The 24,325-nt window shown below is 33.0% G+C and carries 26 protein-coding genes and 1 other RNA gene; 21 read left to right on the top strand and 6 right to left on the bottom strand.

Going from position 1 to position 24,325, the window contains the following annotated elements; translation table 11 throughout:
* Positions 1–18: 18 nt before the first annotated feature.
* The 10 genes from ACTXGU_RS02565 to ACTXGU_RS02520 all read left to right on the top strand — a co-directional run bounded on the left by ACTXGU_RS02565 (position 19) and on the right by ACTXGU_RS02520 (position 9,673).
* Positions 19–1,287 (top strand): ribonuclease H-like domain-containing protein, encoded by a 1,269-nt coding sequence (locus ACTXGU_RS02565; RefSeq protein WP_443479928.1) that lies wholly within the window; start codon positions 19–21, stop codon positions 1,285–1,287.
* 355 nt (positions 1,288–1,642) lie between these two features.
* Positions 1,643–2,017: a CotD family spore coat protein gene (locus tag ACTXGU_RS02560; RefSeq protein WP_443479927.1), complete on the top strand. Its 375-nt coding sequence runs from the start codon at positions 1,643–1,645 to the stop codon at positions 2,015–2,017.
* A gap of 295 nt (positions 2,018–2,312) precedes the next feature.
* Complete coding sequence (locus tag ACTXGU_RS02555; RefSeq protein ID WP_443479926.1) at positions 2,313–2,870, top strand: DUF1273 domain-containing protein; 558 nt, start codon at positions 2,313–2,315, stop codon at positions 2,868–2,870.
* A gap of 71 nt (positions 2,871–2,941) precedes the next feature.
* A complete protein-coding gene (gene gpsB / locus ACTXGU_RS02550) occupies positions 2,942–3,244 on the top strand; it encodes a cell division regulator GpsB (RefSeq protein ID WP_443479925.1) in 303 nt (100 codons plus the stop codon).
* A gap of 163 nt (positions 3,245–3,407) precedes the next feature.
* An RNA gene (gene rnpB, locus ACTXGU_RS02545) (RNase P RNA component class B) lies at positions 3,408–3,792 on the top strand.
* Positions 3,793–3,999: 207 nt separating this feature from the next.
* On the top strand, positions 4,000–5,130 hold the full coding sequence (locus ACTXGU_RS02540; protein WP_443479924.1) for a THUMP domain-containing class I SAM-dependent RNA methyltransferase: 1,131 nt from the start codon (positions 4,000–4,002) through the stop codon (positions 5,128–5,130).
* 154 nt (positions 5,131–5,284) lie between these two features.
* Entirely contained in the window at positions 5,285–5,455 is a 171-nt protein-coding gene (locus tag ACTXGU_RS02535; protein ID WP_443479923.1) for a hypothetical protein, read from the top strand.
* Between the two features lie 169 nt (positions 5,456–5,624).
* Positions 5,625–7,553, top strand: a complete 1,929-nt coding sequence (locus tag ACTXGU_RS02530; protein WP_443479922.1) for an ATP-dependent DNA helicase — start codon at positions 5,625–5,627, stop codon at positions 7,551–7,553.
* A 206-nt stretch (positions 7,554–7,759) separates the two neighbouring features.
* Complete coding sequence (locus tag ACTXGU_RS02525) at positions 7,760–9,277, top strand: carboxypeptidase M32 (RefSeq protein WP_443479921.1); 1,518 nt, start codon at positions 7,760–7,762, stop codon at positions 9,275–9,277.
* A 261-nt stretch (positions 9,278–9,538) separates the two neighbouring features.
* Positions 9,539–9,673 (top strand): hypothetical protein, encoded by a 135-nt coding sequence (locus tag ACTXGU_RS02520; RefSeq protein WP_443479920.1) that lies wholly within the window; start codon positions 9,539–9,541, stop codon positions 9,671–9,673.
* 58 nt (positions 9,674–9,731) lie between these two features.
* Here ACTXGU_RS02520 and ACTXGU_RS02515 read toward each other — a convergent pair whose 3' ends face one another.
* On the bottom strand, positions 9,732–10,184 hold the full coding sequence (locus ACTXGU_RS02515) for a chemotaxis protein CheX (protein ID WP_443479919.1): 453 nt from the start codon (positions 10,182–10,184) through the stop codon (positions 9,732–9,734).
* 874 nt (positions 10,185–11,058) lie between these two features.
* On the opposite strand from ACTXGU_RS02515, the gene ACTXGU_RS02510 reads away from it, so the two are divergent.
* Positions 11,059–11,916: a 5'-3' exonuclease gene (locus ACTXGU_RS02510; protein ID WP_443480164.1), complete on the top strand. Its 858-nt coding sequence runs from the start codon at positions 11,059–11,061 to the stop codon at positions 11,914–11,916.
* Between the two features lie 76 nt (positions 11,917–11,992).
* Here the strand turns inward: ACTXGU_RS02510 and sspL are convergent, their stop codons facing one another.
* Positions 11,993–12,127: a small, acid-soluble spore protein L gene (gene sspL / locus ACTXGU_RS02505; protein ID WP_443479918.1), complete on the bottom strand. Its 135-nt coding sequence runs from the start codon at positions 12,125–12,127 to the stop codon at positions 11,993–11,995.
* Positions 12,128–12,349: 222 nt separating this feature from the next.
* Here sspL and ACTXGU_RS02500 point away from each other — a divergent pair, with 222 nt between their 5' ends.
* Positions 12,350–12,820, top strand: coding sequence for a divergent PAP2 family protein (locus ACTXGU_RS02500; RefSeq protein ID WP_443479917.1), 471 nt, complete (start codon positions 12,350–12,352; stop codon positions 12,818–12,820).
* Positions 12,821–13,045: 225 nt separating this feature from the next.
* On the top strand, positions 13,046–13,315 hold the full coding sequence (locus ACTXGU_RS02495) for a DUF6123 family protein (protein ID WP_443479916.1): 270 nt from the start codon (positions 13,046–13,048) through the stop codon (positions 13,313–13,315).
* A 72-nt stretch (positions 13,316–13,387) separates the two neighbouring features.
* On the opposite strand, the gene ACTXGU_RS02490 is transcribed toward ACTXGU_RS02495, so the two are convergent.
* Positions 13,388–13,777, bottom strand: coding sequence for a reverse transcriptase-like protein (locus ACTXGU_RS02490; protein ID WP_443479915.1), 390 nt, complete (start codon positions 13,775–13,777; stop codon positions 13,388–13,390).
* Between the two features lie 412 nt (positions 13,778–14,189).
* Between ACTXGU_RS02490 and ACTXGU_RS02485 the strand changes: the two genes are divergently transcribed.
* Positions 14,190–14,852 carry a reverse transcriptase-like protein gene (locus ACTXGU_RS02485; protein ID WP_443479914.1) on the top strand — a complete coding sequence of 221 codons (663 nt, stop codon included), beginning with the start codon at positions 14,190–14,192 and terminating at the stop codon, positions 14,850–14,852.
* Positions 14,853–14,930: 78 nt separating this feature from the next.
* The gene (locus ACTXGU_RS02480) at positions 14,931–15,128 is read left to right on the top strand and encodes a zinc-finger domain-containing protein (RefSeq protein WP_443479913.1); all 198 of its coding nucleotides are present in this window, start codon (positions 14,931–14,933) and stop codon (positions 15,126–15,128) included.
* 56 nt (positions 15,129–15,184) lie between these two features.
* Here ACTXGU_RS02480 and cspD read toward each other — a convergent pair whose 3' ends face one another.
* Positions 15,185–15,385, bottom strand: coding sequence for a cold-shock protein CspD (gene cspD, locus ACTXGU_RS02475; RefSeq protein ID WP_009332654.1), 201 nt, complete (start codon positions 15,383–15,385; stop codon positions 15,185–15,187).
* A gap of 943 nt (positions 15,386–16,328) precedes the next feature.
* Here cspD and ACTXGU_RS02470 point away from each other — a divergent pair.
* The 3 genes from ACTXGU_RS02470 (at position 16,329) to ACTXGU_RS02460 (ending at position 18,272) form a co-directional block, all read left to right on the top strand.
* Positions 16,329–16,616: a hypothetical protein gene (locus ACTXGU_RS02470; protein WP_443479912.1), complete on the top strand. Its 288-nt coding sequence runs from the start codon at positions 16,329–16,331 to the stop codon at positions 16,614–16,616.
* 370 nt (positions 16,617–16,986) lie between these two features.
* Positions 16,987–17,286 (top strand): hypothetical protein, encoded by a 300-nt coding sequence (locus tag ACTXGU_RS02465; protein WP_443479911.1) that lies wholly within the window; start codon positions 16,987–16,989, stop codon positions 17,284–17,286.
* 2 nt (positions 17,287–17,288) lie between these two features.
* Entirely contained in the window at positions 17,289–18,272 is a 984-nt protein-coding gene (locus ACTXGU_RS02460) for an aromatic acid exporter family protein (RefSeq protein WP_443479910.1), read from the top strand.
* Between the two features lie 107 nt (positions 18,273–18,379).
* Here ACTXGU_RS02460 and ACTXGU_RS02455 read toward each other — a convergent pair whose 3' ends face one another.
* Positions 18,380–18,886: a DUF3189 family protein gene (locus ACTXGU_RS02455; RefSeq protein WP_443479909.1), complete on the bottom strand. Its 507-nt coding sequence runs from the start codon at positions 18,884–18,886 to the stop codon at positions 18,380–18,382.
* 249 nt (positions 18,887–19,135) lie between these two features.
* On the opposite strand from ACTXGU_RS02455, the gene ACTXGU_RS02450 reads away from it, so the two are divergent.
* Positions 19,136–20,605 (top strand): alkaline phosphatase family protein, encoded by a 1,470-nt coding sequence (locus tag ACTXGU_RS02450; protein ID WP_443479908.1) that lies wholly within the window; start codon positions 19,136–19,138, stop codon positions 20,603–20,605.
* A gap of 92 nt (positions 20,606–20,697) precedes the next feature.
* Positions 20,698–20,997 (top strand): hypothetical protein, encoded by a 300-nt coding sequence (locus ACTXGU_RS02445; RefSeq protein WP_443479907.1) that lies wholly within the window; start codon positions 20,698–20,700, stop codon positions 20,995–20,997.
* 65 nt (positions 20,998–21,062) lie between these two features.
* Here the strand turns inward: ACTXGU_RS02445 and ACTXGU_RS02440 are convergent, their stop codons facing one another.
* Positions 21,063–21,587, bottom strand: coding sequence for an undecaprenyl-diphosphatase (locus ACTXGU_RS02440; RefSeq protein WP_443479906.1), 525 nt, complete (start codon positions 21,585–21,587; stop codon positions 21,063–21,065).
* A 213-nt stretch (positions 21,588–21,800) separates the two neighbouring features.
* Between ACTXGU_RS02440 and ACTXGU_RS02435 the strand changes: the two genes are divergently transcribed.
* Positions 21,801–23,975 carry a DNA topoisomerase III gene (locus ACTXGU_RS02435; RefSeq protein WP_443479905.1) on the top strand — a complete coding sequence of 725 codons (2,175 nt, stop codon included), beginning with the start codon at positions 21,801–21,803 and terminating at the stop codon, positions 23,973–23,975.
* The last annotated feature ends 350 nt before the right edge of the window (positions 23,976–24,325 follow it).

The following is a 24,325-nucleotide window of genomic DNA, read 5'->3' as shown; positions in this document are numbered from 1 at the left end:
CGAAATATAGGGGATAAAATGAGTATTAAAAATAAGTTGAATCGATTAAAACCACATCTAAAAACAGATGCAAAACCAGTTGAACAATTAAAAAAACAGGAATATAAGGAAATTCCTTATTTAACGGTCTGGAATAAGGAAAATGTTCATCCATATTGGGTGGATAACGACTATTGTTTAATTCGAGAAGTAAAATATCCACTAGCATATAAACACGGCAAGTATTCGTTTCGTCAATGTATAGACGCCGTTAAGGAATGGAATCAATCCAATTTTACTCATCCTTTATCTGCAAACGGGCATAAAGCAAACGAACTATTTTTCTTTGATACGGAAACAACAGGTTTAGGTGGAGGAGCAGGCAATACTATTTTCATTTTAGGATATGCACAAATTATGGAAGAACATGTTGTGTTAAAACAGCATATACTTTCATATCCGGGTGGAGAAGTACCTTTATTTAAAAGTTTTTTAGAAAATGTCGATTATACAACACTAGTTACGTATAACGGAAAAGCTTTCGATTGGCCGCAAGTAAAAACAAGGCATATGTTTGTAAAGGAACATGTTCCGAAGCTTCCTGAATTTGGCCATTTTGACTTATATCATGGGGCAAGAAGAATGTGGAAACATCGGTTGGAACGTATAAAGCTGTCGATTGTTGAAGAAGAAGTGTTAGATGTAATACGCCAAGATGATGTCCCTGGTTTTTTAGCACCGATGATTTATTTTGATTTTGTGGAAAGAAAAAATCCAGAAGGCATGCTGGCAATATTAAAGCATAATGAATTAGATATTTTATCGTTAATAACACTATATACTCATTTAAGTTGCCAGTTGTTGCAAAAGGATCGTCACATAACTCCAAAGGAAACATTAGAGGTTGGCCGCTGGTATTCCGCCTTAGGTGAGGTCGATGCAGCTAAAGAAAGTCTAAATCGTATTAAAGAAACGAATAAAGAGGAAACACTTTTGGCACAATCAATCCTCGCCAAACATGCAAAAAAAGAAAAAAAGCAAGCGGAAGCTGTTTCTTTATGGAAAAATATAATTGAAAATAATACAGAGAAAACAAATGATAAAATCATAATAGATGCTTATATTGAATTAGCTAAAGTAGCGGAGCATCAAGAAAAAAACGTTGTTCAAGCACTTGAATGGACAAATAATGCTTATCAACTATGGTTAGAACAAAACGAAAACCAAAAAGACAATCAGCAGCGACAGTTTATAAAACGAATCGAACGGCTGAATAGAAAAATATCGAATAAAAAAGATTCGTCTTAAAAATTTTCCGCAAATTCCTAGTTGTTTGTTTTCTATTATCTTATTAAAATAGTAAGGTAGTGAAAATATTTGCAATGAGGTGTGCTTTTTTGTATAAAGTGGTTATGTTATTATTTTTTGTCGTTGTATGTTTGACTGCGATTCTTTTTACAACATTAAAAGAAAGCTTGTATGCGATGTTATAGATTGTAATATTTTGGACTTAGTATAATTTCCATATAAAAAAGGAGAAGCTCCTTTCCCTTTTCCATACAGAAACTAAAGTAAATTAGGTGTTTGTATTAGTACAAGATTATCTCTTTCATCATAAGTTGTTAATGTAAGATAATTAAACTAATGAGAGGAGATTTTCTTTATGCATTGCAAACCTAGACCAAGTTGTGTATTGCCTGCTGTAGTTCACCCTACAAAATGTTGTGTAAATCACACATTTTCAAACAATATTGTACCTCATATTCATCCAACACATACAACAACTGTAAATCATGTGAATTATGAGCATCAACATTACTTCCCGCAAACACAATCTGTTGAAAATGTTGTAACGAACACACAAGCTAATATGGGGCCTGCACCTGCTCCATACCCAGCGCCAGGTCCAGCACCTCAACAACCGCCTACGGGGGGAATACCTTTTACTGCTGCAGGTCAACTATACCCAGGAGCGCCAGGTCAAATTCCGGGAGCACCTGGTCAAATGCCAGGAGCTTTCCCGTTTAGAAGAAAATAAAGGAAAAAACAAACAAGGGCCGATTATGGTCCTTGTTTTACTATTAGGAAAATTTTGTTTGTATCTATAACTAAACTAAAGCGATTGTAAAAAAAATAATGAAACTAGTTTCTCTTTTGTAAAGAAGTGCTTATAATATAAGGATAGAATGCCGTAAAAAATGCGGTTGCGATGAGTAATTATTATTTTTGCTTTTTAGTGTTATTTTCTCTATTAGCAGGAAATACAGTATAATATAGAGGTTGTTCTGACATAGATTACCTTCATTTTATTATATAAAGGAGTATGCAAGTGCATGAAAGTTGCTGTCATTTCGGGTTATAAACCTTATGAAATAGGCATTTTTAATAAGCAGGATGAAGCCGTTTTTTACATAAAAGAGGCGATTAGAAAAAATATCGAGATGATGGTCGAAGAAGGACTGGAATGGATATTAATTAGTGGACAGATTGGAACAGAGCTTTGGGCAGCAGAAGTGGCATATGAATTACAAGCCGAAAAATATCCTAATTTAAAAGTGGGAGTATTTACTCCATTTTTAGATCAGGAGCTACGCTGGAAAGAAGCAAATAAAGAATGGTATGAAGAGGTATTAATGCAAGCGGATTATATTGATTCTGTTTCAAAAAAACCGTATGAAAATCCAAGCCAATTAAAAGCAAACAATATCTTTCTCCTTCAAAAAAGTGATGTATTATTATTATTTTATGATGAAGAAAAAGAAGGAAGTTCAAAATATTTATATCATCTTGCTAAACAATATAATGAAAAAAAGGATTATGAAATCCGCATGATTACTTTTTCTGATTTACAATCTATTGTAGAAGAGATGCAATTTAATGAACAGTTCTAATAGAAATTGACAAAGTGAACATTTTTTGAAAAAATAAATAAGATTATGGTAATACTTGAGGTGAACGTATTATGTTATCAGATAAAATGAAATTAACGGCGAAAGATATTTTAGAAAAAGAATTTAAAACAAGCATGAGAGGCTATAAACCAGAAGATGTTGATAAATTTTTAGATTTAATTATTAAAGATTATGAAACATTGCATCAAGAGATTGAAGAGCTTCAACAAGAAAATCTGCGTTTAAAAAAACAAGCAGAAGAAGCCTCTAGACGGCAACCAGCACCAAGCGCTGCTGGAACAACGAATTTTGATATATTAAAGAGATTATCAAATTTAGAAAAGCATGTTTTTGGCAGCAAGTTATATGAATGAAACGAAAAACTCTAGTATGCAAAAAAAGTAGAATTTACACAAACTAAGGCTGATCGAAAACGTATGTATTTCGAGGTATGAAACATAGCCTAAGAAAAATTCTTTTATTTCCCATTGCTATTCCATGATGAACATAATATAATAGCATCTGTAGTCAATAAAAACGCTGGGGTAATCGCTGCAAAACATTGGTTTTGTAGAGGAAAGTCCATGCTCGCACAAGCTGAGATGCTTGTAGTGTTCGTGCCTAGCCAAAAAATAAGCTAGGGCAGCAAAGTGGATCTTTGCTGACGGCAGGGAAAATACCTAAGTCATTTGATATGGTATGAATACCTTGAAAGTGCCACAGTGACGGAGCCTTTTCAGAAATGAAAAGGGTGGAACGAGGTAAACCCCACGAGCGAGAAACCCAAATTATGGTAGGGGAACTTTCTCTGAGGAATTGAACTTAAGAGAAGGACAGAAGATGATTCTGTAGATAGATGATTACCGCCTTTATACGAGACAATGTCGACTGAGTACAAAGGAACAGAACATGGCTTACAAAGCGTTAATGTTGATGACATAAAGGAATAAGGATAAGGGTGACTCACTAGAAGGGTCTGACTTCATATACAAATAGAAAAAGGTATACGTTTTCTATTGTTAGGGATGTCAGACATATTTTTGAGGGTCATCCTTTTTATTTACAGTACATAGATTAGGAATAAAAAATAAACACTATCGTAAATGAATTTTTAAATAAGGGTGAAAAAATGAAAAAATTTGATTTAATTGCCACAGCTGCAATGGGGATTGAAGCAATTGTTGCAAAAGAAGTAAGGAATTTAGGATATGAATGTACGGTCGACAATGGCAAGGTTTTATTTTCAGGTGATGAGCTTGCGATTGCAAGAAGCAATATGTGGCTTCGTACTGCAGACAGAATAAAAATTAAAGTTGGAGAGTTTAAAGCAACTACCTTTGATGAACTATTCGAAAAAACAAAAGCATTGCGCTGGGAAGAATATTTGCCGGTTAATGCGCAGTTTCCTGTTTCAGGGAAATCAGTAAAATCGAAGCTTTTTAGCGTTTCTGACTGTCAAGCAATTGTTAAAAAAGCGGTTGTAAATAGGATTAGCTCTTATTACAAAAAAACGGGATGGTTAGAAGAAAACGGTGCCTTATTTAAACTAGAAGTATCGATCTTAAAGGATATTGTAACATTAACCATTGATACTTCTGGGCATGGATTACATCGCAGGGGATATCGTGTCGGGCAAGGTGAAGCACCAATAAAAGAAACACTGGCAGCTTCTTTACTATTATTAACCCATTGGGCGCCTGACCGTCCGTTAGTTGATCCGTTTTGTGGATCCGGTACGATTCCGATTGAGGCGGCATTAATCGGTCAAAATATTGCACCAGGATTTAATAGAGCGTTTATTTCAGAAGACTGGGATTGGATGTCAGCGAAAATTTGGGATGAAGTTCGTACAGAGGCAGAAGATAAAGCAAACTATGATCAGCCGCTTGAAATAATTGGGACAGATATTGACCATAAAATGGTGAAAATTGCAGAGGAAAACGCCTTTGAAGCAGGTTTAGGTGATTTGATTACCTTTAAACAAATGCAAGTAAAAGATTTTACTACAACGAAAGAAAATGGAGTTATTATCGGCAATCCACCATATGGGGAAAGACTTGGAGATAAACCATCCGTTCAAAAAATGTATCATGATATGGGACAAGCATTTGAACCATTAGACAGCTGGTCTATCTATATGCTGACATCTGATGAAGAGTTTGAAACACATTATGGCAAAAAAGCTACCAAAAAAAGAAAACTGTTCAACGGCTTTATTAAAACAGATTATTATCAATATTGGGGTAAAAGAAAAAAATAGTTATCAAAAGCGAACGATTTAGCAAAAATTGCATAAGTAGTGTGCAACGTGTAGCAAAAAAACTGCAAATCTTCAGGCTAGTCGAAAGCATGATAGTATATTATTTGATTTTTTGTATATATTTTATCTATAGATATCAACCTGGAGGGATAGAATGAAGGATGCTACTATAGATTATGATAAAATAATACATGCATTAAATCAGTCTTTGGAAATTATTCAAGCAGATAACACTGTAAATAAAGGGCAAAAAGCATTAATAGAAGCACAACAAACAGTTCAACAAGCAATGTCTTTTACTTTATCTCGTGACAGTGGCTATTAAGAAAAGCGCTGATCAGACGGAAAAACTAGAGAAGGGTGCTTAATTCTTTTGCACACCCTTCTTTTTCTTGAAAGATAAGAAAGCAAAAAATTTTAAAGTTAGATAGAAACCAAAAATACTCTCTCATTTTCATTAAATGAGAGAATATTTTACTTTTTGGAGGGGTACCATGCAAAACAACCTGCCGTTTGAAGTGGCTAAAACAGAATCTTTTTATGAAAAATTAGGAGAATGGATTGGAGATGTTTTTTACGATATTCTCCCTGAAGCTGGATTTGAATTAAGAGATGAACAAGTGTATATGGCATACCAGTTGGAAAATGCGTTTAAAGAAAAAAATACGATTTTTGCTGAAGCTGGTGTTGGGACAGGGAAAACATTTGTTTATTTATTATATGCCATTTGCTACGCGCGCTATATGAATAAACCTGCTATTATTGCATGCAGTGATGAAACACTTATTGAACAGCTGGTAAAAAAAGAAGGAGATATTGCCAAGCTGGAAAAAGTATTAAATTTAAATGTAGATGTTCGGTTAGCGAAATCTAGAAATCAATACTTATGTTTAAATAAATTAGATAAACAAATTATAGTGGAAGATACGTTTAATAGCATTTATGATTCCCTTCCTGATTTTGTTCATGGTTCGGGATCACTTCAGTCATTTACACGATATGGGGATCGAAAGGATTACCCGGAACTTCGTGATGCAGAGTGGAATGAGGTGGCTTGGGATTCTCTTCAAGACTGTTTTACATGTGAAAAAAGGCATCGCTGTGGGCAAACGCTGCATCGTGATTATTACCGTAATGCAAAAGATTTAATTATTTGTTCGCATGATTTTTATATGGAGCATATTTGGACAAAAGAATCGCGAAAAAGAGAAGGACAACTTCCTTTGCTGCCGGAAAGTTCTTGTATTGTATTTGATGAAGGACATTTATTAGAATACGCTGCTCAAAAAGCGTTAACCTATCGTTTAACAGAACAAAATCTTGAAAAGCTGTTAACGAAATTAATGGCAAACGATGTGAGAGAAAAAACATTAAATATGATGGAAGATACTATTTATCAAAATGAGCAGTTTTTTGCAGAGCTGACGAAAGCATCTTTTCAGACGAAGGGTTCGGATAAACAAGAAATTCAAAAAACAGCAACAGTAATGGCAGAAGGAAAAAAATTAGCACAATTCATTTCCGACTTAGAAGAAGAGCTTGTGTTTGAAAGTGAAATGTATGTAATTAATGAGTATGAATTGAAGGTTGTCGAAGAATATTTAGAACAAATTTCTCACTCGCTTAGTCTTTTCTTGAAAGAAATGAATGGCATTACATGGTTTGAAGAAAACAATGGGGAACGTACTTTAGTTATAATGCCAAGGCTTGTAAAAGATATCATGAAAGATGATGTATTTAGCCAGAAGAAGCCGATTATTTTCTCATCTGCAACATTATCTGAAAATAAATCATTTGCATATATGGCAAATAGTTTAGGTGCAACTAATTATTTATCGTTTTCTGTAGATTCACCATTTGAATACGAAGAAAGTATGAATGTTTTTGTGGAATCTTTTTCTAAAGAAGATTCAGTACGAAAGCAACAATATTGTTATGAACAAATTGAGAAAGCAAATGGTCGCTCATTAGTTTTATTTAACAATAAAGAAGATTTACAGAACTTTAAAGAAAATAGGCCAGCAGATTTTCATTTTCCTGTTTATTACGAAGGCGAAGGCGAAATAAGCGGACTTGTTTCAAAATTTCAAAATGAAGAAGAATCCGTTTTATGTGCAGTGAATTTATGGGAAGGTTTAGACGTTCCAGGCAGATCATTAGAAAATGTCTTTTTATTTTCCTTGCCATTTCCGCCAAATGATCCTGTTTATAAATCAAAAAGGGAAAACAGCATCGATCCGTTTTTAGAAGTGGACATGCCTTATATGATTTTACGGTTAAGACAAGGAATTGGGCGTTTAATCCGAACACATGAAGACAGAGGGAACGTTCATATTCTTGTTGATAATAAGGAAAAGGAATCTGTTTTGAATGCAGTAGAAGCTGCATTGCCTGTTAAGCATATCCATGCTATAAACGAATAGAAAGCCGAATTCTGTATAGCGGGTTCTTTATAAGCCTATTTTTCTAAAAAAGGTAGGGAGAATTCGTAAAAACTGTATGTTTATGATAGACAATTCGTCATCATGGACATGCAGTTTTTTTGTCTAATCATCTTAAGCTTTAAGTTATTACTACTATAGAAAAATATGGTAAGATAGTTTTATTAATCGTAAGGAGGCTTGATTTTTTGAGCAATTCAATTACAAAATTAGAAAAAGAATTTTTAGACTATGTGAAAAAAATGGGTGCTTATAATGAAGCGTTGGCATTAATTTATTGGGATTTAAGAACTGGAGCTCCTAAAAAAGGTGTGGATCAGCGAACAGAAGTTATTGGTGTTTTATCATCTGAACTATTTAATATGTCTACATCTGGAGAGCTAGAAACATACATATCACAATTAACGGATGAAAAAGTACAGACTGAATTATCAGATGTGACCATTAAAACCGTTCAAGAAGTAAAAAAAGACTACGATCGCAATAAAAAAATTCCTCCAACAGAATATAAAGAATATGTGATGCTTCAGTCTAAAGCAGAAAGCGTATGGGAAGAAGCGAAAGAGAAAGCGGATTTTTCTTTATTCCATCCTTATCTAGAAAAGCTAGTGGCGATAACGAAAAAATTTATTGGTTATTGGGGATATGAAGGCAACAAATATAATACATTGTTAGATATGTATGAACCAGGCATTACAGTAGAAATTTTGGATAAAGTGTTTGCAGAATTAAGAAGTAAAATCGTTCCGTTAGTCCAACAGATTGCCGAAGCTGATGATCAGCCTGAAACGTCTTTTTTATTTGAGCAATTTCCAAAAGAGAAACAGCGTGCATTTAGTTTAGAAATATTAAAGCAAATTGGTTATGATTTTGAGGCAGGAAGATTAGATGAAACAGTACATCCATTTGCTACGGGGATTAATCCTGGAGATGTTCGTATCACAACAAAATATGTAGAATCTGATTTTAGAGTAGCGGTTTTTGGAACAATTCATGAAGTAGGACACGCATTATATGAACAAAATATTGCAAAAGAACTGGTGGGAACCCCGTTATGTACAGGTACATCCATGGGTATCCATGAGTCGCAGTCTTTGTTTTATGAAAATTTTGTAGGAAGGAATTATTCTTTCTGGAAACAAAATTTTACAAAGTTAAAATCATATAGTAACGGTCAGTTCGATCAAATCTCAGGCAAGGATTTTTATCGTGCTATAAATGAATCAAAACCTTCTCTTATTCGCATTGAAGCAGATGAACTTACGTATCCATTACATATCATTATTCGATATGAATTAGAAAAAGGATTATTTAATGATGAAATTGAGGTGAAAGATTTACCAGCATTATGGAATGAAAAGTATCAATCGTATTTAGGTATGTCTCCTGGAAATGATGGAGAAGGAGTATTGCAGGATGTTCATTGGGCCGGCGGAAGCTTTGGTTATTTTCCTTCCTATGCATTAGGATATATGTATGCAGCTCAAATTAAACAAACCTTATTAAAAGATATTCCTGATTTTGATGCATTATTAGAAAAAGGAGAGTTGCAATTAATAAAAGAGTGGCTAAATGAAAAAATTCATCAGTATGGTAAAACAAAAAAACCACTTGAAATATTAAATGACGTAACGGGTGAAGGGTTAAATCCAACTTATTTAATTAACTATTTATCTGACAAATACAGAGATGTATATAAGCTATAAATTAGTAGATATTCTTTTTGGAATGCAATTTCAGCCTCGTAAAATAAATTTTTTACGAGGCTTTTTAATATTTACTAAAATTTATAGTCACAGCTTTTTAGTTGGTCAGGTTGGATGAAGGAATAGAAAGGTAATATAAGCAATGATATCGACAAATGTAAGGAAGTAATAAATGTTCACTTTTTTTAATAAAATGATAGCACAAATTTTTTAGATGCTAAATATCTTAATATAAATGGATTAAAAAGTGGATGTGAAAATATGGAGAACTATTATTGTGAACATTGCCGAATTATTTACAAAGAGCCTACAACCTGTACGGTTTGTGGAAAAAAGGTAGAAAATAAAATTAACATTGAAGTGCAAAGTCAGGAAAGTAAAAAACAAAAAGATTAATCTATAAAAGGAGGGAGGATGTCTTTAGATAACCCCCCTTTTATTATTTTTGATGTTTTTAATTTTCCAACATTAAGATAATCGTTAATTCACCAATAGATGGAAGGGAAATAGGTAAACGGAGTGCTTTGTTAAAACCATACATTTTTGTTTCTCCAATTAGAACGGTTGGTGGTGTAATATCCATTTCTATTCCATTTTTTGAAACAAAAGTAGTTAAATTTCCGGCAATCATATTTCCAAGCTCACCAGAAAAAGATTCTAGCATAACACCTTCAAGAGCCATTCCAAACATTGATTCACCAATTTTACCAAAAACTACTTCATTGCCGTCTATAATAATCCTCCCACGAAAATCTCCGGTTAATCCTATTAATACCCCAATTGATTGTTGCGTAAAAGGTGCAGAAATTAGTGTAGGTTTATCGATGGAAATGTCAAAAGGGAGGACTTCTTTAACAGATTCAATAGTCCCGTTTAATATTTCTGTTGCACTTTTTGTTACTGTCACCAATCATTCCTCCAAATTCATCAAGTATCATCATTTTATCACAGTTTTCGACATATTAGGATATGTAAAATTAAAAATTATCAAAATAAATTAGTTCATTTAGCCTTGATTTCTTTTAGTGATAAATACCTACTTGGAATTATTTTTACAGATGTAGTAAAATAAAAAATTTGTAGAACAACATTGGAAATTATTAACGATGAATGATTAGCGAAAAAACTTTATAATTATTATTGCACAGCAACTCCTTCAAAACGTTTAAGGATGTCCTTATTAGGATAATCCTTTTTTTTATGAATTTTCTATGAACATTCAGTGTAAAAAAGAAAAAAAATTCGAAATATTTATAAGGTGTATTGAAAATGATTATCGTTAATGATAAAATGTAATTGAAGTTGAATATTATTCTCATTGACAGAAAGAAGGTGTTACGAATGGTAGCTATTTCCATCGGTTTAACGGTAGTTGGTTATTTATTTGTTATGAAACATGTTCTAAATAATGTTAGCAAAGCAGCACATCAAAAATAATCGCAACTTACATATAACATATAATTGTTTTGATAAAATCCGATGATAAAATTGGATTTTTTTTATTGGGAAAAATCATCATTTAAGAACAGGAATAATGTAAAAGGAAGAGAATAATAAAGAAAAGCTTGTGAATAAAACTATTTTATTAGAAGGTAAAGGAGCTATTTGTGTAAAATTGAAAAAACGTACCAATTTGAAAAGGTCATAAATCTGTTATAATGTACTTTTAGATAAAGTGAAACTTCCATTACTGGGGAATTATTGCCCATTAAAAATTGGGTAAAAAGGAGATGAATAATTTGAATCAAAGAAATGACAATTCCCTTCTGCTCGTAGATGGAATGGCATTATTATTTCGTGCTTATTTTGCGACAGCTGTTACGGGACAATTTATGATTAATAGTAAAGGGGTACCAACAAATGCTATTTATGGATTTATAAAGCATTTCTTTACAGCGATAGAACAATTTAATCCAACACATGTAGCAGTTTGTTGGGATATGGGAAGCACGACATTCCGAACAGAAATGTATCCTTCCTACAAAGCCAACCGATCTGAAGCACCAGTGGAACTTCTTCCACAATTTGAATTAGTCAAAGAAGTGGTGGAAAGCTTTCATGTACCTAATATTGGTGTTGTGGGATTTGAAGCAGATGATTGTATTGGAACAATTGCTAAAAAGATGAGAGGAAAGGTGCAAGTTACTATTTTAACAGGCGATCAAGATATTTTACAGCTGTTAGACGAACATATTTCGGTTGCATTGTTAAAAAAAGGTTATGGTAATTATCTAGTGCATACACCGGAAACTTTTTTTGCAGAAAAAGGTATTCAACCAGTACAAATGATTGATCTAAAGGCATTAATGGGTGATCCAAGTGATAATTATCCTGGTGTGAAAGGAATCGGTGAAAAAACGGCATTAAGACTACTGCAAGAACATACAAATGTGGATGGGATCGTTGCAAATATTGCTAAACTCACAAAAAGCCAACAGTTAAAAATTGAAGCAGATATAGATATGCTGCATTTAAGCAGGCTTCTAGCAGAGATAAAATGTGATGTTCCAGTTGATTGTTTATTAGAGGAGAGTATCTTTGAAATCAATCCAGACGTTGCGATCAAAAAATTTAATGAACTTGAATTTAAACATTTTCATCGATATGTCAAAAAAAATCAAGAAATTACTATTCAATAATTTTTCTGTAGTTTACTCCTTGCAACAAGGACAAATTATTTTTAGGCTGCAAGGAGTGGATAGGGAAGAATCGAACTTATTTCGTATTCTTTTTTTTCGCTGCGTTTTCTAATTTGCTTTTTGGTTTTGCCGTTCTTTCATCTTGACCGAAGCCTTGCGGATTTACACTGCGTGCAGCAGTTCCTTTATTTGTGTGATTTTTTATACTCATTCTTAACATCCTTTCTTTTTTTGGGGAAAAGGGGCTGGGGCTACGCCTTCTCTCAATAAGCTGGATAAAAATAGCCTACTTTGTATATAGAAAAGCTTGGCTCCGCTCACACCGCCTTTATCATTTATAAACACTGATATGGAAATAAAATTATATAAGTAGTATTCGCATTATCGCATAATTTACCCGTTGATTATGAAAAATAATCTTTGAGGTGAGAAAATGAATAAAGGTGTTTATGTTGCGTTAACGAGTATTGCTGCAGCTCAAGGTTTAAAAATCCCACTTTATTTTTTTAAAACTGGAAAGTGGAAACCAGGATTGTTTTTTCAAACAGGTGAAATGCCGAGTTCCCATTCAGCAGGTGTTTCGTCGCTGACAACGTATATTGCCTTGCAAAAAGGTGTTTCATCGATTGATTTTGCCCTTTCTCTTGTATACGGATTAATTGTGATGTATGATGCACAAGGAATAAGAAGACAAACAGGTGAATTAACACTGAAAGTAAATGATTTAGGAGAGTTAGTTGAAAGAATAAAAAAGGATGAAAAAGTACCTTTTGTAGAGAAACAGCCAAAAAAATTAAAAGAAATGCTCGGACATCAGCCACAGGAAGTGTTAGGTGGTGCTCTTCTTGGTTTCTTCATTGGATATTTGGGATATTTATGTTCAGAAAACTCACATAAAGTCTAATCCTTTGCCTTCACTACCAAGGGTAGATTCTAACTTAATAAAGTTGAGGTAAGCGGAGCTGCTCTTTACTCATAAGGATAAACAACAACATACGAAGCACCACTGTTAGTTTTTTCCATATAAAATGACGCAGCTCCGTCCTCTTTTCAATAGAAAAGGATAGAAAATAGTCGGAAAATAAAGTAATCTTATAATAGGATGAAATAAGAGGGGATTTGGCGTTTATTGAAAACATTAGAAGAGTATTTGCTATTTCTACAAAGCAAAGGCTTTTCGATTGGGGAAGACTATGTTGGTTTTATCTATTTCGGAAAAGCTTTAACGAATGCAACAGATGAAATAAGTATGGCTGCAATAGAATGCACGTTAAAAATTCAGAAACGATTTGATGGAAGTTTCTATGTATCATTACTGGAGATGTTTGTAAATAATAATGTTATGACAAAAAAGCAAGCAATCCATTTTATTAAACACAACAAGTTATTCCCGCTATAAAGAACTTGCATTTTGTTCAAAATAGCAGGAATTTTTTTTTGAAGTAAATTTAATTTACAAACAGCAGGTGTTTTAGGAATTTAGTCTAATTGCCATACGTGCAAGCTCATCAGCTGTTTTGTTTTGACTGCTGGGAATCCATTTTAAAAAAAATAAATCCAATTTTTTTGTTAATAATAAAGCATGTTCTAATAATGGAGCAAACTGTTTGTTTTTTACAAATTCCTTTTCTACTGCTTGATTGACTAATTGAGAATCTGTTCGAAAACTTACAGTTTGATACTTTTTTTCAATGCATAATTCTAAAGCTTTAATAAAAGCATGGTATTCTGCTTCATGGTTACTCATATTTCCAAGCGGAATAGAGTATTTTTCAGCACTACCATGACCTTTTATAAAAATGCCGGCGCCACTCGGACCTGGGTTTCCTGCACTGGCACCATCAATGTATACTTCTATCATATTAACCTCCATTTTTGGAAAATAGACTTCTTTGTAATATTACGTACAGACATGGAGACGGATGGAATCGATTATTGCAAAGGCTCCGTTCTACATATAATAATCCATATGAGTACCATTTTAAAAATTAGCTCTGTTAAACTTGCCTGTTGATTGCAGTGATAGCGTTCGCTTTCCGCGGGCGATCCGGGAGCCTCCTCGGTGCTTATGCGCCTGTGGGGTCTCCCTCTGACTCGCTTTTCCCGCAGGAGTCTCACGCCTTTCACTCCAATCAACATAGTGCCCAAATCAACAACGAGCTTTTTAACACATAGCCTAAAATAAAAGAAGACAGACATCACTTATTATAACGTGAAATGAATAAGTGTAAATAAAACGTAGACATAAAAGAGAATAAAAAGGTGGAATGAATATGAAGTATAAATTAGAATGGAAATATGTGTTAAATAAAAAAGAGGAAGCTTATTTTACTTCTGATTGGATGCCAGTTAATATAGCAATTACAGTAGGGGAAGATATTGAAAAAAGCAAAAAAGGAAAAGAGTTGTTTTATTATGATGAAAAAGGTACGGAGTGGAATTTAAAAGAGTTAAAAAAATTGTCTGAAATAATAGAAGATGAGCCACATGATTTTGTCATATATTTTGATGGTGGTTATGATAAAGAAGAAGAAATCGCAGGCATTGGCGTTGTATTATTTTTTTATCAAGGAAAAAAGAAATACAGAATTCGAGCAAATGAATTATTTCATGAGATGAAATCAAATAATGAAGCAGAATATGCTGCGCTTTATCATTCACTTAATTTACTGGAAGAATTAAATGCACATGGGGTTACATGTGAATTTAGAGGCGATTCTCAAGTTGTTTTAAAACAATTAGCTGGAGAATGGCCATGTTATGAAAAAGACTTAAGCAATTGGCTGGATAGGATAGAAGAAAAAATAACTATGCTAAAATTGTATAGTATTTACACACCTATTGGCAGGAATGATAATAAAGAAGCAGATAAATTAGCAACACAGGCACTGCAAGGCAAAAAAATATACAGTAAAATGCAAATTATTTCACGATAGATGTAATTTGGATCCGACTACATCATAGAAATAATCACCTATTATCAAAGGGAATAACAAAAAAGCGGGGATGGAAAATTGGGAAGAAAAAAATGGATTCATGAAGTGGAAGAATTAATGAATGATTATTGTAAAGACTGTTTTTTGTATCAACATAATAAAATCGATAAAGGTAAAAGATATGCACATCGTTTCTGTATTTCACAATGTACGGTTGGGGAAAGAATAAAAAAATATGGAGAAAAAATATTAGGGGATGAAGAAGGAAATAAATAGAGCTGACCTGAATAGTCAGCTCTAGCATAATATTATTTATAAAATAATATTTTCGATTATAGTTTTACAACGTTAGCAGCTTGAGGTCCACGGTTACCTTCAACGATTTCAAAAGAAACTTCTTGTCCCTCTTCTAATGATTTGAATCCTTCACCTTGAATAGCAGTGAAGTGTACGAATACATCGTCTCCACCTTCAACTTCGATAAATCCAAAACCTTTTTCGTTATTAAACCATTTTACTTTACCGTTTTGCATAATAAAATTCCTCCTAAGCCTTTCAAGACACTCTCTTTGTGCCTATAAAATAAATATTCTCATAGAACAAAATAATAATAGAGGTTATTCAAAAAAGTCTAGAAACAATAGCTTGCGAATCTCTTCGTTGCAACGTCAATCGAGTCCTTATAAAGTACTATTGCGCACTGGGTTTCGAGACACCCGCATTTCGATTTTCTCCGCTCTCTTTGTCCTCTTTTTAGAATACACACTAATAGAAAAAGATTTTTCAGAATTTTGTTAAATGATGTCTATAATATACACGAATAACCCTTTACAGTCAAGGTTTCAAGGTCGTTTTTCAGAAAAGTTTCATCAATTTTTTACATATTTATACTTGAAAAATTTTCTAAAGGAAACGCATACATTATCATAAAAAATGATGAAGGATTTATTGGCAGGGTAATATTTCTCTTTTCATTTTGGCTCTGTTAAACGATATTGTTGATATTGGAAGGAAATTTGCGAGACTTCTGCGGAAAAACGGGCTGGAAAGACCCCGCAGTGAGGTACGGAGGCCACTGAAGAAGTGTTTTATTATATAAATAATAGGTAAAGTTTATATTTAGTTGGATAAAAATGGTATATAAAGTTTGAAAACGACAATCATGTTGGTTAGGAGAGGCGTCAGTACGACTCCTGCGGGATTAGCGAGACAGGCGAGACCACACAGGAGCAAAGCGACGAGGAGGCTTGCCTGTCGTCCGCGGAAAGCGAGTGAATTTCCTGACCATTCTAATCAACACTGAAATTTAACAGAGCCTTCATTTTAAAAGGGTGCATACCCTCCTCATTAAATGGAGTGTGAGTTGGATTTTTCCACTATTTTTTTATCATGAAAAATGCAGTTTCTTCATAATAATGTAGTAATTATGCAGGAATCGTAATGGAAGCATTTAAAAGGGAATAAGAGGGTGGATAAATGTATCGGTTTTCTATGGAAAAGGAGAATTGGATCTTAAGATTTTTACCAAATATCGTTTTGGAAGAGGAAAGAAAACATGTAATAGTAAAAAGCATTCTCTTAATGGGAAAAGACTTAGCAACATTTTCACATGGAAACTCTTGTGTTATTTTAAATAAAGAGATGGGGTTAATTGTCTTTTACGTTGAAAAAATTCCTTCCTCTATATTAACGGTCTCAACTATTATTGAAAAGGAAAATTGGTATATGCAGTTAGAAAACAACGTGATAAGATATAACTTTTAAACTGGTTTTTACCAGTTTTTTTATCGTTTACGAGGAAATGATAAAATAGTTGGCTGTCAGTTCAATTAGTTTAAAAGAAAAATGAGATCAAACCCTATCCTTAGTGACTAGTTTTTAAATGGAAAAAATATAGCGTGAAGATGTAAGGAAATCCGTCTTTCTACGTTATATTATGTCGGATTTCATTCCCTTAATTTGGTATGGTAAAAAAATAAAAAAGATTGCAAGAAAGCATTGAAATGTGTATAGAAATGTGTTTTTATTAACATGATATTTATTATTTAATTTGTAAAAACTAAATGTGTATGTTCAAAATGAGTGACTTTTTGAACATCCTCCAAAACTAAATAAAAAAGGAAGTTTTAAAAAAATGATTGAAACGATTGTAAAAAGCAGTCAAAGTCCATATTATGAAATTTCAAGTGAAGACCAGATAATTTTAAGCCCTTTTGAAGGAATGGTAGATCAAATATTGATTCAAGAAAATGCTTATTTTTATGAGTGGGAAACAATATTAACAGTTAAGACAAATGGTGGCGAAATTAAAGATATCGCTGTACCATTTAGTGGATCTGTTGTTTCGCTTTTAGTTAAACCTGGTGACAAAATTTCAATACAGACAAAGCTTGCTTCTTTACAGGATGACTTGTTAGTAACAGGTTGTGATTGATTATGGATATAGCATTAAAAAGGTTAAAAAAGTATAAAATCGGTTATCGTACTGCTAAAACTGCAGTAGCAGTAAGTGTTGGCATTAGTTTGGCTCAATTATGCAAATTGGATTTTTTTGTATCATCTGCTATTATTACGATATTATGTGTTCAGAATTCAAAGAAAAAATCGCTTAATAGTGCTTTTGCTCGATTTGTTGCTTGTATGTTGTCTATTCCTTTTTCATTTATTTTTTTCGAAGGGATTGCCTATAAACCATATGTTATTGGTTTATTGTTGCTTTTGTTTATTCCTACCACCGTATTATTAAAAGTAAACGAAGGGGTAGTAACAAGTACAGTAATCATTCTCCATATATATTCAAGAAATAATATGAATTGGGATATTATTCTTAATGAACTTGGATTAATTGTAATAGGTATAGGAGCTGCATTGCTTGTAAACAGTTATATGCCTAGCTTAGATAAACAAATGAAAGAATATCAAATGAAGATCGAAAAACATTTCCGGGAGTTGTTGATGGAAATGGTAGATTTTTTACGAACTAATGAATGTGATAGTAATTATCAAAGCAAATTAAAAAGTACGGCAAAAGAAGTGCAAATCGCCAAAAGTTTAGCATTTAGGGATGTGCAAAATCATTTTACACGAAAGGAAAATTATTATTATAAATATTTTACCATTCGTGAAAAACAGTTAGATATAATGGAACGGTTATTTAATCGAGTAACGTCTGTTCAAATATTATCAGAACAAAGGCAAGTAGTTGCCGATTTTTTAGAAGAATTAAGTCTTTGTATCCATCCAGGAAATACGGCTCAGCTTTTTTTAAGCAAACTTCAAAAAATAGAAGAAATAATAAAAAGAGAATCGCTTCCTCACAATTGGGATGTTTTTGAAGAGCAGGCGCAAATATATTATGTAATTAAAGAAATTGAACTATATTTGGAAATAAAAAAATCGTTAAAAGTTGCGTATTCTTAATAAGAAAGAGTGGTATAAACAGCTATGCTTAAATCTGCATTATTGTTGGCAGAATGGAGCATCTGTTTATATTTCACTCTTTTTTATTTTCTCTGTCTATATAAATGTTACTTAAATTGTGTATTTTCTAATACAATTACTTTGTCATGACTCGATTTTCCAACTTGTTTCGTGTGTTCAACGAGTTGATGAATATTATCACAGCATTGTTTGGCTCCTATAACTAATAGCGGAACCCCGATGAAATCGATTTTTAACCCTCTAGAAAATAATCCTCCTATTGTCATAGCAAATGGAACAGTTGGAGAGGTATTGGAAAAAACTACTTTTTCATCACTATTATATTTATCTTGCCATAATAAACTTAGGTTCTTTAAAGCTGGAACAACTAGTTTGGAGTTTTTTCGACCAATTGTATAAACAGAATTTCCATCCTCATCTATCCCATGAAAAATAATCTTTCCCATATCAGAAGTCGTTAATTTATTAAAGTTGTTAACATTTAATATTTCTTCCTTCGTTAGCCTTCGATCTGCAGGCAATTTTTTTAAATGATAAGCTGCTGCTAAGGCTGTAGTATGTGTTCCACCATAATCATTATATATATAAATCACGATATCATCCTTTATTTTATTCTATATATGCTATTATCGCCAGTTATTGGAACTTTCATCCCGAATAACTAGATCAACTTCTTGCTCTAGTTCACAATGATTTTAATTGGTAATAATATCTACTGTTATGGGAAATATAAGGTTAGTGTATTGTTTGTCCTTGTTTTTTCATGTCATTATTTTATATGTCTGCAAAAGCTTTTCTTTGGATAGAAAAAAGAATTGTTTTTGTGAAAGGAAGAGTTTTAAATGAACGTTGATCGAAAAGAAAAGCAGCATATTATCATGCTTATTGTTGATACATTAATGAATCCAACAATGCAGGAAGCGATAAAAAATGGAAAAGCTCCTGCATTACAATTTTTTATCGAAAATGGTTATAACATTCCAAATGTCGTAAGTCCATTTCCAACGATGTCCGTAAATGTTGATAGTACATTATTAACAGGTGTTTATAGTGATCAACATAAAGTCCCAGGCTTAGTTTGGTTTAACAAAAAGGAAAATCGAATTATTAATTATGGGGGACATGTGAAAGAACTAATAAAATTAGGATTAAAACAGTCCATGGAAGATATTTTTTATCATTTGAATCATAACCATTTAAGTAAAAATTATAAGACGATTCATGAAATCCTTAGGGAACAAAATATTCCAACAGCTTCCATTAATGCGTTAATGTACAGAGGCAATCAATCTATACAAATAACCTTTCCTCTCCTTATGTCATTGGTAACCGGAATGAGAAGGAAAATAGATGCGTACGCGCCAGATGTTTTTTCATACGGGTCTATGGAAAAGTTGAATCCATCAAAAAGGTACTCCTATTTTTGGCAGAAGTATGGATTTAATGACAAATTTACAGCAACCGAATTGAAGTATCTTATTGAGATGGAAATGCTTCCGGCACTTACCATTGCTTACTTTCCTAATTTAGATCAACGTATACATAAACATGGGAGAATGGATAGTAAAGGAATTGAAAAAGTAGACAAGCAATTGCAAAAGATCCTCAACACTTATCGTACGTGGGAAGAGGCCTTAACAAATAATATCTGGATTATTTTAGGGGATAATGGTCAAGCGTGGATTGATGATGATCGTAAGGCAGCATTAATTGACCTAAGAAAATTGTTGAGTGCTTATCAAATACCAAAATTAAAAAAGCGTATCACTTCTTCCGATCAGGTGGTGTTTGGTGTAAATGAAAGGATGGCCTTTATTTATTCTCTGGATGCTAAGGCTGTCCCTTTAGAAGAACTTGCAAAAGTTTTGCAAAAAGATGAAAGGATTGATGTTATCGCTTGGAAAAAAGGAAATTCGATAATCGTAGCTTCCGGTATTCAAGATGGACAGCTCACTTTTCATACTGAAGGAGATTTTATTGATCATTATGGTCAATCTTGGCATGTAGAAGGAGAACGAAAACTTTTAGATCTTTCCATAAATGAAAAAAACATTAGTTATGGAACATATCCAGACGCATTGGCAAGGCTTTATACAACCTTTTTTTCGCATGAAGGAGACTATCTTGTTGTTAATGCCAAACCAGGACATGAGTTTATAGGCGAAGGATCTCCTACACATGTAGGGGGTGCCAGCCACGGAGGATTGCATGAACAAGATTCACTTGTTTCGATGATTGTAACCGGAACAGATACAAAGCCGAAAAATTTACGTATTTTAGATATAAAAGACTGGATTCTATCTTTAATTTAGAAAAAAGTATAAATAATTACCAACACTATTTTCTGTAGATTTAACACAAAATATGATTGTATTCAAAAAATACGAAATAGGGGGTAATGAATATGAACACTATAAACACTCTGTTTTCCTTAATGGGTGGAAGAAGAAGTCGACGCTTCTTTAATATGCTTTTAAATAGAAGAAATAATAACTGGAGCATGATAGCATGGTCATTGCTTGGTTTAACAACACTTGGAGTAATCGGCAGCCGAAATACAAGATGGATGCACAAAATCCAAGAAGTTTATAACAATCTTCGAAATAACACGAAAAGACCAATACAAAGTCAAATGAATTTTGCTAGTGAATTTGCGAAAGAACTAACACCTCAAGTTATAAACAATAAAAATGATCAAAAATGAAGATAGGGACTAACTCAAACAATGAGTTAGTCCCTATCTTTAAAATCCATATGTCAGAGGTAATACTAACCATCTTTATATAAGCATCTTACAAAATTATTAAATAATCGTGAACATTTGTTCATTACGACGCTTGTGAAGCTGCCAATAAAGGCACTTCCAATAATATCAGAAGGATAATGATGTCCCACCCAAATACGTGACAGCCCTGTCAACATAGACAATCCCCACATGATTGACCCAAGCATACGTTCACGTAGTATAATAGAAGTCGATACAGCAAACACGAGTAACGTGTGTTTACTAGGAAAGGAGGAATCCATCTTCGAGGGGATAAGGATACCGACACGCCGTTTCATAAACGGACGAGGTTTGAAATAAAACAATCTAATAAAAGTGTTAATCAACAAAGCAACTGCCGAAGATTTTATAGCATGTACCACCACTTTTTTATTCGAATCGCTTCGAAACCACATAAAAATTAAAACAAAAATAAACACATAACGAGCCTTGTTTGAAATGAATATCATGAGAATATCCATTAGTGAAAAGTGGTCCGTATTTTTTGACTTAAACAAATTGTAACCCATAAAATTTTATCTCCTTATTTTTGATACTTGTACTATTCCCTTCAAGAGCTTAAAACATGTAGAATTAACCTACCCAACCCATTCCTATGTTTAAACAGCTTTTATGCCTTAGTGGAAAAATAAATATTTTATCAAAAGGACTTTTAGTATTACAATATAGAATGTCTAAAAATTATACAGTACTGTACGTTTATATATATTAGGAGATGTTTTATGAAATTAATTATTGCAGAAAAACCAGATCAAGGCTTAAAGCTTGCTTCGCCTTTTTCTTTTAAAAAAAAGGATGGGTATGTAGAAATAGAGCCCAATCATATTTTCCCAGAGGGCGGCCTTTTAACATGGGCGATTGGTCATTTATGCGAATTGATTCCCCCGGAAGATTATGATCCGAAATGGAAAAAATGGTCTCTTGATAGCTTGCCAATTGTTCCTACAAAATTTCAACATAGAGTGACAAAATCAAAATGGAAACAGTTTAACATAATCAAAGATTTAGTTCATCGCAAGGAAATAAATGAAATTATCATTGCCGGAGACGCAGAAAGAGAAGGAGAAGCTATTATAAGAGTCATTCTTGCTCTATGTAAAAATAAAAAGCCGATGAAACGTCTATGGATTTCTTCGCTTACTCCAAAAGCTGTAGTTAATGGATTTGAACATTTGCTTGAAGAACACGAGACTAGAAATATATATTTTGAGGCTTTAAGCAGAGCTTGTGCAGATTGGCTTGTAGGAATGAATGCGTCTCGAGCATATACACTGTTGCTGCAAAAAAAAGGGGTATCAGATGTATTTTCAACAGGGCGCGTTCAGACACCAACCCTTGCTTTAATTGTAAAAAGAGAGATTGAAATTGAAAATTTTAAATCTGAGCCTTTTTGGGAGGTTGTTGCTACGTTTAACATGGATAACAAGCAATATAGGGGCAAGTGGCATAAAGAGGGAGATACTCGTTTAAATGACGACAAAATGGCGCAGAAGATTATGCAATTTTGTAAAGGGAAAGAAGCAGTCATTGATTCAATTGACAAAGAAAGAAAAGAGTTTCATCCTCCATTTCTTTTTAATTTATCGTCTTTGCAAGCTACGGCAAATAAGATGTTTAAATATTCACCACAAAAAACGCTTGAAGTTGCTCAAAAGCTCTATGTTAAAGGTATTATTTCTTACCCTAGGTCAGATTCTAGTTATGTAACAAAAGAAGAAGCAGCAATGTTTCCAGATACATTGGAAAAAATCAGTCGATTCGATGACTTTAAACAATATTTCCCATTGCCTTTTGTTTCCATTATAGAAAATAAAAGATATGTAAATGAAAAAAAAGTAACGGATCACTATGCAATAATTCCCACGGAACAAGTAACTGATCCATCTAAGATGTCTGGAGAAGAAGCAAATATTTATACGCTTATTGTAAAAAGATTAATTGCAGCTCATTACGATAAAGCTATTTTAGATTATACAACGATTAATACATTGGTTGAAGGAAGAGCAACATTTATTTCTAAAGGAAAAGCACAAATTCAAGAAGGTTGGCGCAAAGTTATCTACAGTAGTCAAAAAGAACAAGAAGCTGATGAAGATGAACAGGAATTGCCTAATCTCAAAAATGGTGAAAAAGGGAATGTACAGGACGTAAAAGTGAAAGAAGGTAAAACCCAACCTCCAAAACGCTACACTGAAGGCCAGTTAATCACGTTAATGAAAACAGCAGGAAAACATTTAGAAGATGGAGAGTTAGTGAAGGTTTTAAATAAAACACAAGGTTTAGGTACAGAAGCAACTCGAGCTGGAATTATTGGCGTATTAAGAGATAGAAAGTATATAGATGTGAAAAAGAATCAAGTATTTGCTACTAATAAAGGAAGAGTGCTGATTCAATCTATTGGTTCAAGCATCTTAGCTTCTCCCGAAATGACGGCCAAATGGGAGCAGCGTTTAAACGAAATTGGAGAAGGCAAAGCATCCCCTAAAGAGTTTATGGAACAAGTGAAAAAATTAGCTATTAAATTTATAGAGGATGCAAAAAGAGAAAGTGAAGTATGGTCTTTTGAAAAATTCGATCTAAGCGAATTCAAAAGAGAAAGTGGTAAAAGACGAGGAAAAGGCAAGTCAACAGGAACGAAAGTTGGAAAATGTAAAAAATGCGATGGAGATGTAGTGGATAAAGGATCATTTTATGGGTGTTCTAATTACACTGCTGCCAACTGTGACTTTACTATCTCGAAAAAAATTCTAGGTAAAACAATTTCTCAGGCTAATGTAAAAAAGTTACTAAAAGAAGGAAAGAGTAACCTTATCAAAGGATTTAAAAAAGGAGAAAAAACCTTTGATGCAAAATTAGAATTACAAGAAAATAAGATTAAATTTGTATTTGAGAATTAACGTTGGAGAATCAAAAAATGTTATTAGTATAGATAAAAAGCTGAAAACATGATAAGATTATTTGTCGTTTTCATTATCTGGCTGAGTATTGCTTGTTTCATGTATTTTTATATAGTAAAATGCATAAGGGGTAGGAACTTTATTAAATATATGACCTAAACCTTTTTTATTTTTATAAGATATTAGAGTGAAACACTAATAAAAGTGAATGTTTGAGCATAGGTGAAAGTAAGAATGTTCTAAATGAAAAAGGTTTATTTGTATGAAATATATAATGTGAACGTATATCAACATCTAGAAACTTCCTAGTTGGAAGTTTTCATTGATTGTAGGAAAAGTAATAATTGCAG

This window comes from Niallia sp. 01092, from assembly GCF_052318935.1.
In the GTDB taxonomy this organism is placed as follows: Bacteria; Bacillota; Bacilli; order Bacillales; family Cytobacillaceae; genus Niallia.
Note: the sequence above shows the minus strand (reverse complement) of the source record. Positions and strands in the feature narration are given on the sequence as shown.